This is a genomic window from Providencia sp. PROV267, assembly GCF_028477825.1.
In the GTDB taxonomy this organism is placed as follows: domain Bacteria; phylum Pseudomonadota; class Gammaproteobacteria; order Enterobacterales; family Enterobacteriaceae; genus Providencia; species Providencia stuartii.
Genome location: NZ_JAMPLX010000016.1, coordinates 146652 through 161759 on the forward strand (window position 1 = coordinate 146652; position 15108 = coordinate 161759).

The 15108-nt window shown below is 41.4% G+C and carries 15 protein-coding genes and 2 pseudogenes; 9 read left to right on the forward strand and 8 right to left on the reverse strand.

Annotated elements, in window-relative coordinates; all coding sequences use genetic code 11:
* Window positions 1–11: 11 nt before the first annotated feature.
* The 5 genes from agaF to argD all read left to right on the forward strand — a co-directional run bounded on the left by agaF (window position 12) and on the right by argD (window position 4749).
* Window positions 12–446: a PTS galactosamine/N-acetylgalactosamine transporter subunit IIA gene (gene agaF / locus PR709_RS11480; protein WP_004923836.1), complete on the forward strand. Its 435-nt coding sequence runs from the start codon at window positions 12–14 to the stop codon at window positions 444–446.
* A 9-nt stretch (window positions 447–455) separates the two neighbouring features.
* The gene (locus tag PR709_RS11485) at window positions 456–1310 is read left to right on the forward strand and encodes a tagatose bisphosphate family class II aldolase (protein WP_014656969.1); all 855 of its coding nucleotides are present in this window, start codon (window positions 456–458) and stop codon (window positions 1308–1310) included.
* Window positions 1311–1354: 44 nt separating this feature from the next.
* Window positions 1355–2503 (forward strand): N-acetylglucosamine-6-phosphate deacetylase, encoded by a 1149-nt coding sequence (gene nagA, locus PR709_RS11490; RefSeq protein WP_004923842.1) that lies wholly within the window; start codon window positions 1355–1357, stop codon window positions 2501–2503.
* 326 nt (window positions 2504–2829) lie between these two features.
* A complete protein-coding gene (locus PR709_RS11495) occupies window positions 2830–3405 on the forward strand; it encodes an aminodeoxychorismate synthase component II (RefSeq protein ID WP_004923848.1) in 576 nt (191 codons plus the stop codon).
* 129 nt (window positions 3406–3534) lie between these two features.
* On the forward strand, window positions 3535–4749 hold the full coding sequence (gene argD, locus PR709_RS11500) for a bifunctional acetylornithine/succinyldiaminopimelate transaminase (protein ID WP_042117047.1): 1215 nt from the start codon (window positions 3535–3537) through the stop codon (window positions 4747–4749).
* 81 nt (window positions 4750–4830) lie between these two features.
* Here argD and PR709_RS11505 read toward each other — a convergent pair.
* Window positions 4831–4965, reverse strand: a pseudogene (locus tag PR709_RS11505) (IS256 family transposase); the annotation flags it as partial.
* Window positions 4966–5927: 962 nt separating this feature from the next.
* On the opposite strand from PR709_RS11505, the pseudogene PR709_RS11510 reads away from it, so the two are divergent.
* Window positions 5928–6062: pseudogene (locus PR709_RS11510) on the forward strand (IS5/IS1182 family transposase); the annotation flags it as partial.
* A gap of 25 nt (window positions 6063–6087) precedes the next feature.
* Here PR709_RS11510 and PR709_RS11515 read toward each other — a convergent pair.
* Entirely contained in the window at window positions 6088–7062 is a 975-nt protein-coding gene (locus tag PR709_RS11515) for a hypothetical protein (protein ID WP_154611450.1), read from the reverse strand.
* 195 nt (window positions 7063–7257) lie between these two features.
* Entirely contained in the window at window positions 7258–7890 is a 633-nt protein-coding gene (gene crp, locus PR709_RS11520; RefSeq protein ID WP_004923862.1) for a cAMP-activated global transcriptional regulator CRP, read from the reverse strand.
* Window positions 7891–8194: 304 nt separating this feature from the next.
* Here crp and PR709_RS11525 point away from each other — a divergent pair, with 304 nt between their 5' ends.
* Window positions 8195–8599: an OsmC family protein gene (locus PR709_RS11525; protein WP_014656965.1), complete on the forward strand. Its 405-nt coding sequence runs from the start codon at window positions 8195–8197 to the stop codon at window positions 8597–8599.
* A gap of 73 nt (window positions 8600–8672) precedes the next feature.
* Here the strand turns inward: PR709_RS11525 and PR709_RS11530 are convergent, their stop codons facing one another.
* Genes PR709_RS11530 through PR709_RS11540 form a run of 3 tightly spaced genes read right to left on the reverse strand, consistent with a single transcriptional unit; the run spans window position 8673 to window position 10792 of the window.
* Complete coding sequence (locus PR709_RS11530) at window positions 8673–9539, reverse strand: phosphoribulokinase (RefSeq protein WP_004923866.1); 867 nt, start codon at window positions 9537–9539, stop codon at window positions 8673–8675.
* 57 nt (window positions 9540–9596) lie between these two features.
* A complete protein-coding gene (locus PR709_RS11535; RefSeq protein ID WP_004923869.1) occupies window positions 9597–9815 on the reverse strand; it encodes a YheU family protein in 219 nt (72 codons plus the stop codon).
* Window positions 9812–10792: a hydrolase gene (locus tag PR709_RS11540; RefSeq protein WP_004923872.1), complete on the reverse strand. Its 981-nt coding sequence runs from the start codon at window positions 10790–10792 to the stop codon at window positions 9812–9814. The genes PR709_RS11535 and PR709_RS11540 overlap by 4 nt, the downstream gene beginning before the upstream one ends.
* Before the next feature lie 97 nt (window positions 10793–10889).
* On the opposite strand from PR709_RS11540, the gene PR709_RS11545 reads away from it, so the two are divergent.
* Window positions 10890–11495 (forward strand): LysE family translocator, encoded by a 606-nt coding sequence (locus PR709_RS11545; protein WP_004923874.1) that lies wholly within the window; start codon window positions 10890–10892, stop codon window positions 11493–11495.
* A 41-nt stretch (window positions 11496–11536) separates the two neighbouring features.
* On the opposite strand, the gene murP is transcribed toward PR709_RS11545, so the two are convergent.
* Both murP and murQ read right to left on the reverse strand, forming a co-directional pair.
* Complete coding sequence (gene murP, locus PR709_RS11550; protein ID WP_004923877.1) at window positions 11537–13009, reverse strand: PTS N-acetylmuramic acid transporter subunit IIBC; 1473 nt, start codon at window positions 13007–13009, stop codon at window positions 11537–11539.
* 27 nt (window positions 13010–13036) lie between these two features.
* Entirely contained in the window at window positions 13037–13948 is a 912-nt protein-coding gene (gene murQ / locus PR709_RS11555; protein ID WP_004923882.1) for an N-acetylmuramic acid 6-phosphate etherase, read from the reverse strand.
* A 237-nt stretch (window positions 13949–14185) separates the two neighbouring features.
* Here murQ and PR709_RS11560 point away from each other — a divergent pair, with 237 nt between their 5' ends.
* The gene (locus PR709_RS11560) at window positions 14186–15046 is read left to right on the forward strand and encodes a MurR/RpiR family transcriptional regulator (protein ID WP_014656964.1); all 861 of its coding nucleotides are present in this window, start codon (window positions 14186–14188) and stop codon (window positions 15044–15046) included.
* Window positions 15047–15108 lie beyond the last annotated feature (62 nt).

Consider the following 15108-nt stretch of genomic DNA (forward strand, 5'->3'; position numbering starts at 1 on the left):
AGGAATGGCAAATGTTAGGTGTCGTCATTACAGGCCATGGAGGTTTTGCGAGTGGCCTGTTACAAGCAGTACAACAGGTTATTGGCCCACAAGAACAATGTGTTGCGATAGATTTTCCTGAGGGAATGTGTACCGATTCGCTTCAACAAGCATTAAGAAAGGCAAGTCAGCAATGTGATCAAGGTGATGGTGTCGTTTTTTTAACAGATTTATTAGGTGGCTCACCATTTCGGCAAGCGTCATTGATGGCCTTGGAAAATCAAAACTACCAAGTTATCACTGGAACCAATATGCAAATGGTCGCAGAAATGATGCTGGAGAGGGATGGAATGTCAGTAACAGAATTCCGCGATATGGCATTGGAGTGTGGGCATCGGGGTTTAACCAGTTTGTGGCATGAGCAACAACGTGAAAAACAATCTGTTGCTCATGATGATGGCATTTAAGGAGAGCATATGTATTTAATTTCTAACCGTGAAATGTTGAAAAAAGCACAACGTAATGGTTATGCAGTTCCCGCTTTTAATGTACATAACCTTGAAACGGTTCAAGTTGTTGTCGAAACAGCAGCAGCAATGTCATCCCCCGTTATTTTAGCAGGAACACCGAGCACGTTTACTTATGCAGGATTGGAATACATGGTATCGATTTGTCGTGAAGCTGCACGAGTGAATCACTTACCGATTGCATTACATCTTGATCACCATGAGGAGTATGACGATATTTGCCGTAAAGTACGTGCCGGTATTCGTTCTGTGATGATTGATGGCTCTCACTTTGCTTTCGAACAGAATATCGAAGCCGTCAGTAGAGTCGTGAAATATTGCCAAAATTATGATGTCAGCGTTGAGGCGGAGTTAGGGCGATTAGGGGGGCAAGAGGACGATTTAGTCGTTGATAGCAAAGATAGCTTCTATACTGATCCTATGGCGGCGAAAGAGTATATCACGCGTACAGGTATTGATTCATTGGCCGTCGCGATAGGATCCGCCCATGGCTTATATCATGGTGAACCTCACCTTGATTTTGAGCGTTTAGCGGCGATTAAACAGCAAGTCGATATTCCTTTGGTCCTACACGGTGCTTCTGGTATCCCTGAAGAGATGATTAAACGAGCGATTTCACTTGGTGTGTGCAAAGTGAATGTGGCAACAGATTTAAAAATTGCTTTTGCGGATGCTGTCAAAGCGCATTTTGCTGAGCACCCAGACGCTAATGACCCTCGTAAATATATTACACCAGGTAAAGAGGCAATGCGTAAAGTCGTTGAAAGTAAAATCAATATTTGTGGCAGTGCAGGTATGATGTAAGCCGTGTTTACTGACGCATACAAGAGGCACTGATAGGATGTAAGATGATGAAATCAGATAAACAGATATATGTTCGTAGGGCATTATTGCCTTCTGGGTGGGCTGATAATGTTTTAGTCGTATTGAATGATAATGGGTGTATCCAACACGTTATCCCGAATACGCAGTCTGCTGAAGAGCTATTGCCATTCACATTATTGCCTGCACTTATTGATACCCACATTCATGGTAGTGCTGGTGCCGATGTGATGGATGCGACCCATGAATCGCTCAATAATATATCTCGTTTCTTAGCATCGAAAGGCGTTGGCGCATTTTTAGCAACAACAGTGACTGCCCAGCATAAAGATATTGAGCGGGCATTGGTTCAAGTGAAAGATAGTCAGAAGCAAGGGGTAGATGGCGCCGAAATTCTAGGAAGTTATCTTGAAGGGCCATTTTTTACGGCCCAACATAAAGGAGCTCACCCAGAAAGCTTATTGCACCAACCTGAGAAAGCCCTATTACAGCAATGGATATCACTTGCTGAAGGAAGTTTAAAATGTGTAGCTCTCGCACCCGAGCATCCAACCTCTCTTGAGCTAATACCTTGGTTAAAATCACAAGGGATCCGTGTCATGCTTGGCCACTCCAGTGCGGATTATGCATTGACTCAGGATGGGCTAAATCAAGGTGCGGATGGGGTTGTTCATTGCTATAACGGCATGAATGGCCTACATCATCGTGAGCCAGGCATGGTCGGTGCAGCCTTAACCAACGACCAATGTCAGGTTGAATTAATCTGTGATGGTCATCATGTACATCCTGCCGCTATCAAAGTGGTTTACCGCTGCTGTGGGGAGCGGTTACTACTGATTACAGATGCGATGCGTGCTACTGGCATGCCTGATGGTGAATACTCTCTCGGTGAAATGACTGTGCAGATGAAAAAGGGGGTTGTCAGAACAGAAAGTGGTAGCCTCGCAGGGAGTACCTTAACCCTCGAACAAGGAGTGAAAACATTGCAGCAAGCTTGCGACATATCATTCGCACAAGCATGGTTACATGGCAGTTTATATCCAGCAAAAGCATTAGGTATTGCGGATCGTCTGGGATCAATCGCCCCCAACAAGCAAGCGAATTTAACGCTCTGTGATACAGCAGGCGAAATACAAGCAACCTTTGTAAACGGTAAGCGGGTTTTTCAACGATAAACAGATTTAGGGTATGAAACGCCATGCCCTAAGCGGTTGTCTTGCAATTGTATGAATAGATGTAGAATGGAACGTTGTTATTCTTATTAATTAAGAATAACTTGTTATCAGTATGTGAATATAATTCCATGATTTTTATATGGAAATTGGCTTCAGTAAATCAGATTACTTGATTTAAATAGGCTATTTTCCTGCTTCGGCTGTGTTATGATACCTGCCCCCGACTATTTTTTGCTATTTTTTAGTCAGAGTTCTGATTGCTAAGCGCAAAAAACTGTGTATGGGAATATAACATATAATGATAAAAATCAGTCGGATAGGCTACTATGCTTTTACTTATTGATAATTACGATTCATTTACTTATAACCTATATCAATACTTCTGTGAATTAGGGGCGGAAGTACTCGTTAAACGTAATGATGAAATTTCTATCGAAGAGATAGAGTTGTTAGCGCCTACACACCTAGTGATCTCACCAGGCCCTTGTACGCCTGATGAGGCAGGGATCTCTCTTGAAGCAATTAAATATTTTGCAGGGAAAATCCCTATCTTAGGCATTTGTCTTGGTCATCAAGCGATCGGTCAAGCCTTTGGTGCAACGGTTGTGAAGGCTAGAGAAGTGATGCATGGCAAAACATCGGCTATTCATCATAACCACCAAGGGGTATTTAAAGGTTTAAATCGGCCACTAACAGTTACACGTTATCATTCTCTCGTTATTGCTGCAGAAACATTACCAGCGTCTTTTGATGTCTCCGCATGGTCACTGAATAACGGTGACGTAGATGAAATTATGGGAATACGTCATAAAACTCTGCCAATTGAGGGGGTTCAGTTTCACCCAGAAAGTATTCTGAGTGAACAAGGCCATGAATTGCTGAATAATTTTTTAAAATATTAGTTACTCACTGTATCTATAAAAAAATAAATTCATCCCCATCACTCGCTTTGCTATTGCTCTTTTGTGATTTTTTATTCATATTTAATGATTATATTTTCACTTAGGCATTGGATAAGGCAGGTGAGGGGTATGAAAGAACCACAAGCAGTAAATCGGCAAACTTATGATCAGGTTATTTTACCTATTTATTCTCCAGCGGAATTTATTCCTGTCCGTGGGGAAGGTAGCCGAGTTTGGGATCAGCAAGGTAAAGAATATATCGATTTTGCTGGTGGGATCGCGGTATTGGCATTAGGCCATTGTCATCCCGCATTAGTTGCTGCTGTTCGTGAGCAAAGTGAGAAACTATGGCATGTCAGTAATATTTTTACTAATGAGCCAACCTTAAGATTGGCACAGAAGCTGATCAATGCGACGTTTGCTGAGCGAGTGTTCTTCGCCAATTCAGGGGCGGAAGCTAATGAAGCTGCGTTTAAGTTAGCGCGCCATTATGCCATTACCAAGCACAGCCCATATAAAACCAAAATTATTGCGTTCAAACAAGCTTTCCACGGGCGTACTTTCTTTACGGTTTCAGTTGGAGGCCAAGCGAAATATGCGGATGGTTTTGGGCCGAAACCTGCTGATATTATTCATGTGCCATTTAATGATCTCGATGCCGTGAAAGCGGTGATAGATGAAAATACCTGTGCGGTGGTATTAGAGCCTGTTCAAGGGGAAGGTGGTGTGACTGCTGCCACGCAAGAGTTTATGCAAGGTGTGCGTAAGCTATGTGATGATAACAATGCATTACTGGTATTTGATGAAGTACAAAGTGGTATGGGGCGCACTGGGCAGTTATTCTCTTATATGCACTACGGCGTGACACCGGATATTCTGACTACAGCTAAGGCTTTAGGTGGCGGTTTCCCTATCAGTGCAATGTTAACAACCCATGAAATTGCGCAAGCTATGGGGTTGGGAACTCACGGTACCACTTATGGTGGTAACCCATTAGCCTGTGCGGTTGGTAATGCAGCATTTGATATTATCAATACAAAAGAGGTACTTGATGGTGTGACAAAGCGTCGCGAATTATTTGTTGCTCATTTGAATAAGCTGAATGAGAAATATAATATTTTTGCTGAAATTAGAGGCATGGGGCTATTAATTGGTGCAGAGCTTAAAGGGGAATTAAAAGATCGTTCGAAAGATATTTTACAAGCTTGTGCCAATGAAGGATTAATGATGCTTAATGCTGGCGCTAATGTATTACGTTTTACGCCATCGTTAATTATTTCGGAAGAAGAAATTAATAGTGGTATGTTGAAATTAGAAAAAGCGATTGAACGTATTCTGAAATAAATACATTTTTAACACTCAAAGAGGTTAATACCTCTTTGAGTCTTTTTGACCCTATAAATAATTTGGGGTATTTGCCTTTCATTAAATGTGACCGTTTAGGCGGTCACCAAATACAATAATAAAACGGCTCATTGCCTGTTTCCCGTTTTGAATTGGCATACTCTACTTTTTAGAGGCCGATTCAATCGCTAAATAAATGGCTTTACGCACAGGATCATTAGAGCCTGATTGAGGGGGATTTTTTTCATGCTCAAGGTGTTCAGTCAATTCCATATTTAATGTTGTTTCAACGATCAGTTTAGTCAGCCGTCGAGTGAACTGATTGAGCCGCTTCTCGTTTAAATTCCGCCCTGAAGTTACGTCGAATTTGCTTTGTTATACATGTCACCTGTTAAGTTATGCAGTGTATAATAACAGCTCTATTTAGGTGGCCAAATTAACTATGCCACTACACATACATCTATTCCGAAGGTGAAAGCGGAATTAATAAATAAAGAAACAGGGGAAATATTTAAAGAGACTAACCAAGGAAATAGACCGGATTATTTTTTAGGTGATAAAAATCATCCAACGTTAATTAACGATAGAATGAAACTAAAGTAGAAAAAATCCTAGCAAATATGTATCGAATGGAAATATGGCTTCTGCTCATGCTGAAGTTGGTACTATTTCGTAAGCATATGAAGATTATTACCGTTAGTCGAGATATGAATATGAGGGTGACAAAAGAGCCTGTATGTGGATATTGCCGCAATGGCAGATAAAGAAGGATTGAAATTATCAGTCAGCCGGATAATCAACGACTCGGCTTGGTGTGTGAGGGTAAAGTGACTGTCTGCCGTAAACCCGAGCTCATTCTGCCACTGACCACTAATAATCAGCTATGGGCGGGGGCGCAAGTACCCCATGGTATACTGTCTTGATTTTACCGCGTGTTCTTTAGCTGTTTGTGTTTTTACAGTACAATCGCCTCGACTATAGACTTAAGAATCCTTAACTGTTCAATCAGTTACCAGTAGTTAATTTTATCTACTGAGATTTGATTTCACTTATTCAATAAATAACTTCATTGGCATGATTCAGCCAGTCCACACACTGGATGTCGGCAACAAGCGTTATATTTTTCGGGCTAAAAATCTAATTATCGCTGTCTCAATTAAGGAGCTGTGGACAAGTAATATTGGCACGTAGTTGAAAATGCCTTCCTGTAAATTTAGAAATACCGAGCCGTCGTAACTCGGTATCACAAATTAACAAGCAATTATAAAAGCATGGTCGCCTTAGCATGTTCAGTCATGTGGCTCCCTATATGATTTATTAAAAAATAAACAGCAAAGGTCAACATGCCCTAGCACTTTTTGTATTGATATTTTTTGTATGATTAATGCTAATTTCTTTCTTGGACATTTTATCGATATTTGTTTTGCGCGGATCGGCAGTCGAAGGGGATAATGCCACTCCACTCAGGTCTCTTTTTACCTGCCCATTGATAATCACTCGCCCCTTGCCCTGAGAATGAGATGAAATAATGTCAGTAGCCTGATGAATGGAACGTTTTTTTCTAGGTTGATCTAATTCCTGAGTGATAGTCGGTATCTTGAGGGGAATTCGGCTTCCTTTTTGATGTGCGATTGGTTTTGGGGGCGTGAAATTTTTAATTATTGCCTCTTTCTCGGATTGAGTTTGTGCTTTTTTATCCATATACCATACTAAATCCAGCTCTGAGTAGTCAGTGCCAATAAGGCTTGCATTGAGTTCTAATTTTTTCAGGTGGATCATTGAATTCACCTTTAGTGATTCAGCAGAATAACTATTAGCATCTAAATTAGCAGCAACCCTCTCACATTTAGATCTCAACTGCTCAAGTTTTTGTCGAAGATCCGTTGTGGGTCTAGGTATATTTAACGAATGAGCTGACTGGTTACCACTCATATTACAATCATGCTCTTTAATCGTATTTGTTGAATGCTTCGATTTTAATGAATAGTTCACTGGTAACGATAATGAGGGCAGAGAAGGGAGTTGACTCTCCTTTAGGATATTGGCGATATTCATTGCCGCATCGATTTTAGCTTGTCGCTCTTTAAATGCGTTGTCATCGAATTTTACTGGTGTAGGTAAGGTGATTGATATTGGCTTAATGCTATTTGTTTCGTTAAGAAACTTATATTTTGCCTCTAAATTATTTCTTTTTATCCGGCATGATTCAGAGATTGTCTCAGGGGTCATATTGCCACGCTTTAGCATCTCTGCATGAGCCGTGATTGTTTGGTTGATATATTTTAGGGATGGACGATGTTCACTTATTTTCATTTTAATAAAACCTTCAAATAATAGTATATTAATTATTCTAGATTTTATTTTTTAGTAGATATGAATAATATAAAATAACGATATTAATGCTATTTTCTGGTTTTTCGGTGATGTTGAAGCAAAAATGGCTCTATATCAAAGATATAAAGCCATTATGCAATCGCGGTCTTACCAAAGTGGTGAGACTAATATCGGTTAACGAGTACCGTACACGACAATTGTTTTACCGTGTGCGGAGATCAGATTCTGGTCTTCTAGCATTTTCAAAATGCGACCAACGGTTTCGCGTGAACAACCAACGATTTGGCCAATTTCTTGGCGAGTGATCTTAATTTGCATCCCATCTGGATGCGTCATCGCATCGGGCTGTTTCGCTAAATTAAGCAGAGTTTGTGCAATACGGCCTGTCACATCAAGGAAAGCAAGGTTACCGACTTTTTCTGAGGTGGTTTGCAGGCGACTTGCCATTTGCGCAGAAAGGCGCATAAGAATATCAGGATTGACCTGAATAAGTTGACGGAATTTTTTGTAAGAAATTTCAGCGACTTCGCAGGCACTTTTTGCTCTAACCCAAGCTGAACGTTCTTGTCCTTCTTCAAATAACCCTAGTTCACCAATGAAATCTCCCTGATTTAAATAGGAGAGGATCATTTCTTTGCCTTCTTCATCTTTGATTAAAACAGCCACTGAGCCTTTAACGATATAGTAAAGGGTTTCTGCTTTTTCACCCTGATGAATCAGAGTGCTCTTGGATGGATATTTATGAATATGGCAGTGTGACAAAAACCATTCAAGAGTAGGGTCTGTTTGTGGCTTGCCGAGAACCATTAGCGTTATCCTCTGTATGTTAATACAGCCATTCAGTTAATTGTAACGAGAACGGCTGGTTTTTAAAGTCACTAGCTTAGCATATTAATTCGCATTATAGAGCAAGTTAATACCAACACTATAATATTATCAATTGAAACCTTGAGTTTTGATCTTAACCCTATCAGGTGGAACTTTGTTTGTAACATATTCAACCGAGAAAGTCTTGCTTTTATCGGTTCAGCATCTTAAAGCAGCTATTTGATTGAAAGTATTTATGCAACAATGTTATCTTTTAGAAAATATTTTCCTAGGGGAATTAAATATGGAAGCAAGAGTTAAATGGGTTGAAGGTCTCTCATTTTTAGGAGAATCAGCATCAGGCCATCAAGTTATGATGGATGGCAATTCAGGTGATAAAGCTCCAAGTCCAATGGAAATGGTGTTAATGGCGGTTGGGGGGTGTAGTTCAGTGGATGTTGTGTCTATTCTACAAAAAGGCCGCCATGACGTAAAAGGTTGTGAAGTTAAATTAACCTCACAACGCCGCGATGAAGCTCCACGTTATTTTACCCATATCAACTTACATTTTATTGTAACTGGAACGGATTTAACGGAAAAAGCGGTTGAACGTGCAGTTCAACTTTCGGCTGAAAAATATTGCTCAGTCTCTTTAATGTTAGAAAAAGCGGTTAAAGTTACCCACAGTTTTGAAATCCAGAATCAATAATTTATTTATTAATTATATAATTTTTTTAATTCATGATGCTTATTTATTAAATAATAATAAGCATCATCGGCGCTTAATCGTGTTTCTGCTTTATTAATTTTTCAACGAGAGGTGTCATAATTAATTCCATGGCTAAGCCTAATTTACCGCCAGGAACAACAATGGTATTCATTGCTGATATAAATGAGCCGTTTAACATGGACAGTAAATATGGGAAGTCAATTTGTTCCAGCCCCCTAAAACGGATCACAATAAAACTTTCATCTTGTGAAGGGATCGCTTTCGCAGAAAATGGGTTTGATGTGTCGACAGTGGGGACGCGTTGGAAATTAATATGCGTACGTGAAAATTGCGGCGTAATATAGTTGATGTAATCCCCCATTGAACGAACGACGGAGTCCATGACGGCTTCACGTGAATGGCCGCGTTCGGTCGTATCGCGGATCAACTTTTGAATCCATTCAAGGTTAACAATTGGTACAACGCCCACTAATAAATCAACATGTTGTGCAACATCATTTTCTGGCGTCACCACCCCGCCATGCAAGCCTTCATAAAAAAGAATATCACTGTTCGCAGGCAGGGACTCCCATGGCGTAAATGTACCGGGTTGAAGCCCATACGGTACCGCTTCATCATAGGTATGCAGGTACTTACGCGATTTACCATTACCATGTAAGCCATATTCTAACAGTGTCTGCTCTAATAAGGCGAAGTCATTGGCTTCTGGACCAAAGTAGCTGATATGGCGGCCTTGCTCTCTCGCCTTGCGAATAGCCATGTCCATTTCAGGCCGAGTATAACGATGGAAACTATCACCTTCTAAGGTTGCGGCTTGAATATTTAATTGGTGGAATATTTTACGAAATGCCAGACTTGTTGAGGTGGTTCCAGCACCACTAGAACCGGTAATTGCAATAATGGGGTGCTTTTTTGACATCGTGGACTCCCTGTGTTGCGTTACGTCCACGCTGTTTAAGCCATGAGCGAAACGGGGTTACGGGCGAAACTGATTTTTAGGCATAAAATTAACAGATTCGTGCAATTCTGACCAGACTAGCACAATTTCCCCAGAAACTAACAGCCGTTTCACATCATCCACTTTCTGCTGTAACGTCTTTTCATGCTCGCCGTAATCCGTTCCTTCACGGAGCACATAAGCTTCAATTAGGTTTTCCAAAGTTTCAGGTGCTAAATCTTTCCAAGGAATAATCATGATTGTTTATCCAAATACGGTGTTAGCCACTGTGGAATACGTTTCTCTAGCCACATTTCTGGCTTTCTTAAACTACCACTAACAAAACCAACATGCCCACCATGCTCTGTCATTTGGTATTCAATATTAGCAGGTAAACGTGAGATATCTGGCACGACTTCAGGTGCCATAAAAGGGTCATCTTTTGCGTGAATAATTAATGTTGGTTTTGTAATACGAGGCAGCCTTGGTAATGCACTGCATTTCTGGTAATAGTCGGTCGCATTCTCAAAACCATGAATTCTTGCGGTGATCACATCATCAAATTCACGAATACGTTTTAGCTGCTTTAATTGTAGCAAATTAAGCGGTAATGAACCCGGGTAGCGAACGAGTTTACGTGTTGCGTTACGCTTTAATCCATTAAGTAAATAGCGTTGGTAAAATTGAGAAAACCCTTTTTCCATACGGATTGAGCAAGGCTCTAGCATTAAAGGTGCGGAAACAACAACACCTGCATCAATATCGGCGTCATCACCATTTTCTGCTAAATAGCAGGCTAACATATTGCCACCAAGAGAATAACCAACAGCCGCTGTCGGAACATCCCCCCAAGTCTGCTTTAACCAATGCAAAAAGTAACGTGCATCACTGGTTTCGCCAGAGTGATAGATCCGTTTTTGGCGGTTAGGCTCGCCGCTGCAACCGCGAAAATGCATAATCACACCCAGCCATCCCTGCTTTTGGGCACTTTCAAGCATCCCATGCGCATAGGGGCTTTTAAAGTTACCTTCTAAGCCATGAAAGATGACTAAACGAGGTTTTTTGCTTGCCTGTTCGGGAGCTTCACTCCATGCAAGATCAATAAAGTCGCCATCAGGTAGCTCTAGCCGTTGCCAAATTGGTTTGATTTTCGGCGTTCTACGAAAAATTCTTGGCAATAATGTTTGAAGATGTGGATTTTTAGCCCAATTAATAGGGCGAAAGTTTTCTGACATAGCCTTAATTTAATTTAGTAATTCCCTTGTAGGGCACATAACATACTGTTATTTTTTTATGACGCAAGTATGCTCAATTTTTGAGGATTGATTATAAATGAGTCTAGGGCTGGTTTTTTCTCTTTTTACATTTCTATTCATTGCAGCAATAACACCTGGCCCTAATAACATGCTATTAACATCAAGCACGGCAAATTATGGGTTTCGTCGCAGTATTCCCTTATTATTAGGGATTATGTTAGGCATGCAATCAATACTTTACCTCTCCGCTTTCGGTGTTGCAGCGCTTTTATTGCTTTATCCTGCTTTGCATGTGGCGATGAAAATCGCGGGTAGTACGTACCTATTGTGGTTAGCATGGAAAACCGCTACGGCTCGTTATTCGCCACTAAAAACAGAAACGACAGCAACAAAAAATATCAAATGGTATCAAGGTGGTTTGTTACAATTTTTAAATCCTAAAGCATGGATGATGGGGTTAGGTGCTGTGGGGAGCTATAGTCTACCCGGAGAACTGTTTGTGCAATCCATTATCATCATGAGTATTGCGGTGGTTACCGTTAATTTTGTGGCAGGGCTAATCTGGATGGCGGGCGGAGCATTGATCGGCCATTTTCTAAAAAGTCGCAGAGCGTGGTTTATTTTTAACTTAGTGATGGGGCTATTAACCGCGGCGTGTGTGCCATTAATTTGGCTCGAATAAAAAAGGGGGGATAGATAACCCCCCCATTGCATTGATTGGCTTTATGTTAAATCGATATTTTTGCTGCCAAATAAGTAAGTGAAAATAAATCCACACACATAAGCAACAGCAATACCACCAACATACACAGCCATTCCTGCAAATACGCCTTGGGCTGATGTCATTAGCGGAATGGCGACAAGACCCGATGGCCCGAATACGGTATTAAGCCCGACAGGTAACCCCATCCAAGCGATTAGCCCAATGAAGAAACCACCCGCAGCACCACCCAAGCAAGCCGTTACAAAAGGTTTTACTCGAGGCAAGGTGACACCATAAATCAGCGGTTCGCCGATACCGAGGAAACCCGGAATGATAGCGCCACGAATTTGATTACGTAAGATAGAGCCTTTCTTCGCTTTCGCATAGAGCGCTAATGCTGCACCGACTTGTCCTGCCCCCGCCATTGCTAAAATAGGGAATAGGGAGTTGAAGCCTTGTGCATCCACTAGGGCAAAGTAGACGGGAACAAACCCTTGGTGTACACCAAACATCACCGCAATCAAGAATAAACCCGCTAATATTGCCGTTCCGAAAGGATTACCGTTTAAGTGCATAAACAGCCATGACATGCCATTAAATAACCAGCTTCCTAGTGGCATAATGACAACATAAGCGGCAGCACCAACAATAAGCAACGTGATGGTTGATGTTAAAATCATATCGAGGTTAGAAGGAATGATTTTACGGACTTGTTTTTCAACCGATGCACCGAAAATACAAGCGATTAAAACGCCAATAATGCTACCACGCGGGTCGATATCCCAACCAAAGAAGTTGGTCATTCCAGAAAAGACCCCTGAAGTGGCATTTGGGTCATAACCAAGGACGAATAGTGCAGCGATGATAGCACCATTGACGCCACTTCCACCGAATGCTTTTTGCGCGTTATAACCAATCAGAATGCTTAAAAAGCTAAATAGCCCCTTACTAAACACTGACATATACAGGATCAGATGAACTGCGAATGTCTGTTGTTCAGGCGACTTCGGTAAACCCCCAGGGTAAAGGGTTTGAGTTGCTAACGTAGCAAAACCGAGTAATAAGCCTGCTGCAATAAAGCCCGGAATAAGAGGGGTAAAAATGGTCGCAAACTTAGATAAAAAACGATGAATTGCACTTGTTTGCTTTTGCTTCATTTGCTGTTTATTGGATGAAGCGAGGGCATTTAAGTTATTTTCTAATGATGTATCGATGTTAGAAAAGAAACCAGATTCATCGCTTTCTAAGAGCTGATTCATGAGATCAGAGGCGGTTTGTGCTTTGCCGGGGCCGAGTACAATCTGCAATTGATCTTCACTTTCAATCACACCAAGAACGCCGGGGATCTGTTTAATTGCTGTTTTATCGACAAGTTGGTCATTGTTGAGGGTCAAACGTAAACGTGTCATACAGTTTCCTGCATGACGAATATTTTCACTACCCCCGACATTTTGCAGGATTGCCTGCATCATTTCTTTTGTTATTTTAGCCATGCCATTTACCCTATCAGTTCCCGTGTATTAAACGGACTTTGCGACATTAAGAGCTGTACGAATAAAACCTTGGTTGTCCGATAGCAATTGACGCGCTTCCTGAGCATCAAGCCCAGATAAAATCATCAAAATTGCAGTTTTACAGTGTCTTTGGCATTGTTGTAGTGCTAGCTCCGCAGTTTGCCTGTCACACTCAGTTGCCTCCATGACAATTTTGACTTGTCTCTCAACCAATTTGGCATTGGTTGCCTCGACATCCACCATTAAATTACCGAAAACCTTTCCGATACGGATCATGGCGCCAGTCGTGATCATATTGAGCACCAGTTTTTGTGCAGTACCTGCTTTCATACGTGAAGAGCCAGTCACGACTTCAGGCCCGACAATAGGGGTGATGGCGATATCGGCAGCATTTGCGACAGGGCTATTCGGATTACAGCTGATTGAAGCGGTAGCTGCGCCGACCTTGCGCGCATAAGCCAGTGCCCCGAGTACATAAGGTGTACGCCCACTTGCCGCGATACCCACTAAAACATCTTTATCGTTAAATTGAATATTAAGCAGGTCTTGCTCACCCAGCTCTGGCTTATCTTCGGCATTTTCCACAGCGCGAAAAATAGCTTGGTGACCGCCAGCGATTAAGCCGACCACCTGTTCATGAGGTGTACCGTAGGTAGGAGGGCATTCACTGGCATCTAAAATTCCTAAACGGCCAGAAGTGCCAGCACCAACATAAATTAAGCGGCCACCATTAAGAAATGCTTGGGCCACCTTATCGACAAGTTGGGCAACTTGCGGCAGGACTTTCTCAACCGCTAAAGGCACTTGCTTGTCTTCGTTATTAATGACTTGCAACATATCGATGGTCGACAGTTGATCGATATTGGTGCTCGCGGCGTTACGGCTTTCAGTTACCATTCTGCTTAAGTCAATGGTCATAATAAATTACTCCTACCTCAGTTAATGAGGCGATATTAAGGAATTATTTATTCCAGTGATGTGATAATGATCACGGCGTTCTCTATTCTGAATTGCCAATATGAAAGAATATTTTCGGATAATTTAGATTGCTTAAATAAATTACTTATTGAATTTAAAGGATTAAAACTAAGTAATGAAGTTATTCTAATAGGAATAATTTATTTTTTATTATATTCAACAAATAAGGAATTAAGGATGACTTTACTGGATACCATCACTTGTTTGCTGCCAAGACTTGCGGAAAACCAACGTAGGATCGCTCAGTTTATTCTTGAGAAGCCAGAGCGTGTACTGAGCTTATCGTCACAGCAGTTAGCGGAAACATTAAATGTGAGCCAATCCGCTGTGGTGAAATTTAGCCAAAAAGTCGGTGTCAAAGGGTATCCAGCATTGAAGTTAGCGTTAAGTGAGATCATCGGACGGCAGCAATTTGATGAGGCCAATCCGCATACGGCGTTGCATAACCGTATCACGCAAAATGATAACTTGATGGTAGTTGCACAAAAATTAGCATTAGAAAAAAATTATTCGATTACTGAAACAACTCGCCATATCGATTTCAAACTGTTTGAAAAAATTGTGGATGCCATTGATAAATCCCAGCGTGTACAAATTGTTGGCATTGGCGGCTCGGGGTTAACCGCGAAGGATTTAAGCTATAAATTACAAAAGATAGGCATTACCACATTGGTGGAATCCGATCATCATGTGCAAATTGCTGCAGCGTTGACATTGACCCCACAAGATACACAGATTGTCATTTCTTTTACGGGCAAACGTAAAGACATGCTGACCGCCGCGAGTATTGCACGTAAGCAAGGCGCGAATGTGATTGCAATCACCCGTAGCCGGCTGTCACCGCTTGCTCAATTAGCTGATTATGTGCTTGAGAGTATCGCGGAAGAAAATGAATGGCGCAGTTCATCGATTTCCTCACGCACGGCACAAAATACCTTAACCGATCTGCTGTTTATGGCGCTATTACAAAAACGTGAAGCACGGGCGAAAATGTTGGTGATGAATGCGCGAGTCATGATCAACAGGCTAGATGAATAAAAATAAAGCTGTTTTTTATCAATTAGTAATCCGCTTGTTTTTGCAAAAAGTACCTATTTGCG

Coding starts and splice junctions, on each gene's coding strand:
- PR709_RS11515 (WP_154611450.1), bottom strand. CDS start 7,062: ATGAAAATAAGTGAACATCGTCCATCCCTAAAATATATCAACCAAACA.
- PR709_RS11530 (WP_004923866.1), bottom strand. CDS start 9,539: ATGTCAAAAAAGCACCCCATTATTGCAATTACCGGTTCTAGTGGTGCT.
- PR709_RS11540 (WP_004923872.1), bottom strand. CDS start 10,792: ATGTCAGAAAACTTTCGCCCTATTAATTGGGCTAAAAATCCACATCTT.
- nagA (WP_004923842.1), top strand. CDS start 1,355: ATGATGAAATCAGATAAACAGATATATGTTCGTAGGGCATTATTGCCT.
- argD (WP_042117047.1), top strand. CDS start 3,535: ATGAAAGAACCACAAGCAGTAAATCGGCAAACTTATGATCAGGTTATT.
- murQ (WP_004923882.1), bottom strand. CDS start 13,948: ATGACCATTGACTTAAGCAGAATGGTAACTGAAAGCCGTAACGCCGCG.
- agaF (WP_004923836.1), top strand. CDS start 12: ATGTTAGGTGTCGTCATTACAGGCCATGGAGGTTTTGCGAGTGGCCTG.
- PR709_RS11495 (WP_004923848.1), top strand. CDS start 2,830: ATGCTTTTACTTATTGATAATTACGATTCATTTACTTATAACCTATAT.
- PR709_RS11545 (WP_004923874.1), top strand. CDS start 10,890: ATGAGTCTAGGGCTGGTTTTTTCTCTTTTTACATTTCTATTCATTGCA.
- PR709_RS11560 (WP_014656964.1), top strand. CDS start 14,186: ATGACTTTACTGGATACCATCACTTGTTTGCTGCCAAGACTTGCGGAA.
- PR709_RS11535 (WP_004923869.1), bottom strand. CDS start 9,815: ATGATTATTCCTTGGAAAGATTTAGCACCTGAAACTTTGGAAAACCTA.
- PR709_RS11525 (WP_014656965.1), top strand. CDS start 8,195: ATGGAAGCAAGAGTTAAATGGGTTGAAGGTCTCTCATTTTTAGGAGAA.
- murP (WP_004923877.1), bottom strand. CDS start 13,009: ATGGCTAAAATAACAAAAGAAATGATGCAGGCAATCCTGCAAAATGTC.
- crp (WP_004923862.1), bottom strand. CDS start 7,890: ATGGTTCTCGGCAAGCCACAAACAGACCCTACTCTTGAATGGTTTTTG.
- PR709_RS11485 (WP_014656969.1), top strand. CDS start 456: ATGTATTTAATTTCTAACCGTGAAATGTTGAAAAAAGCACAACGTAAT.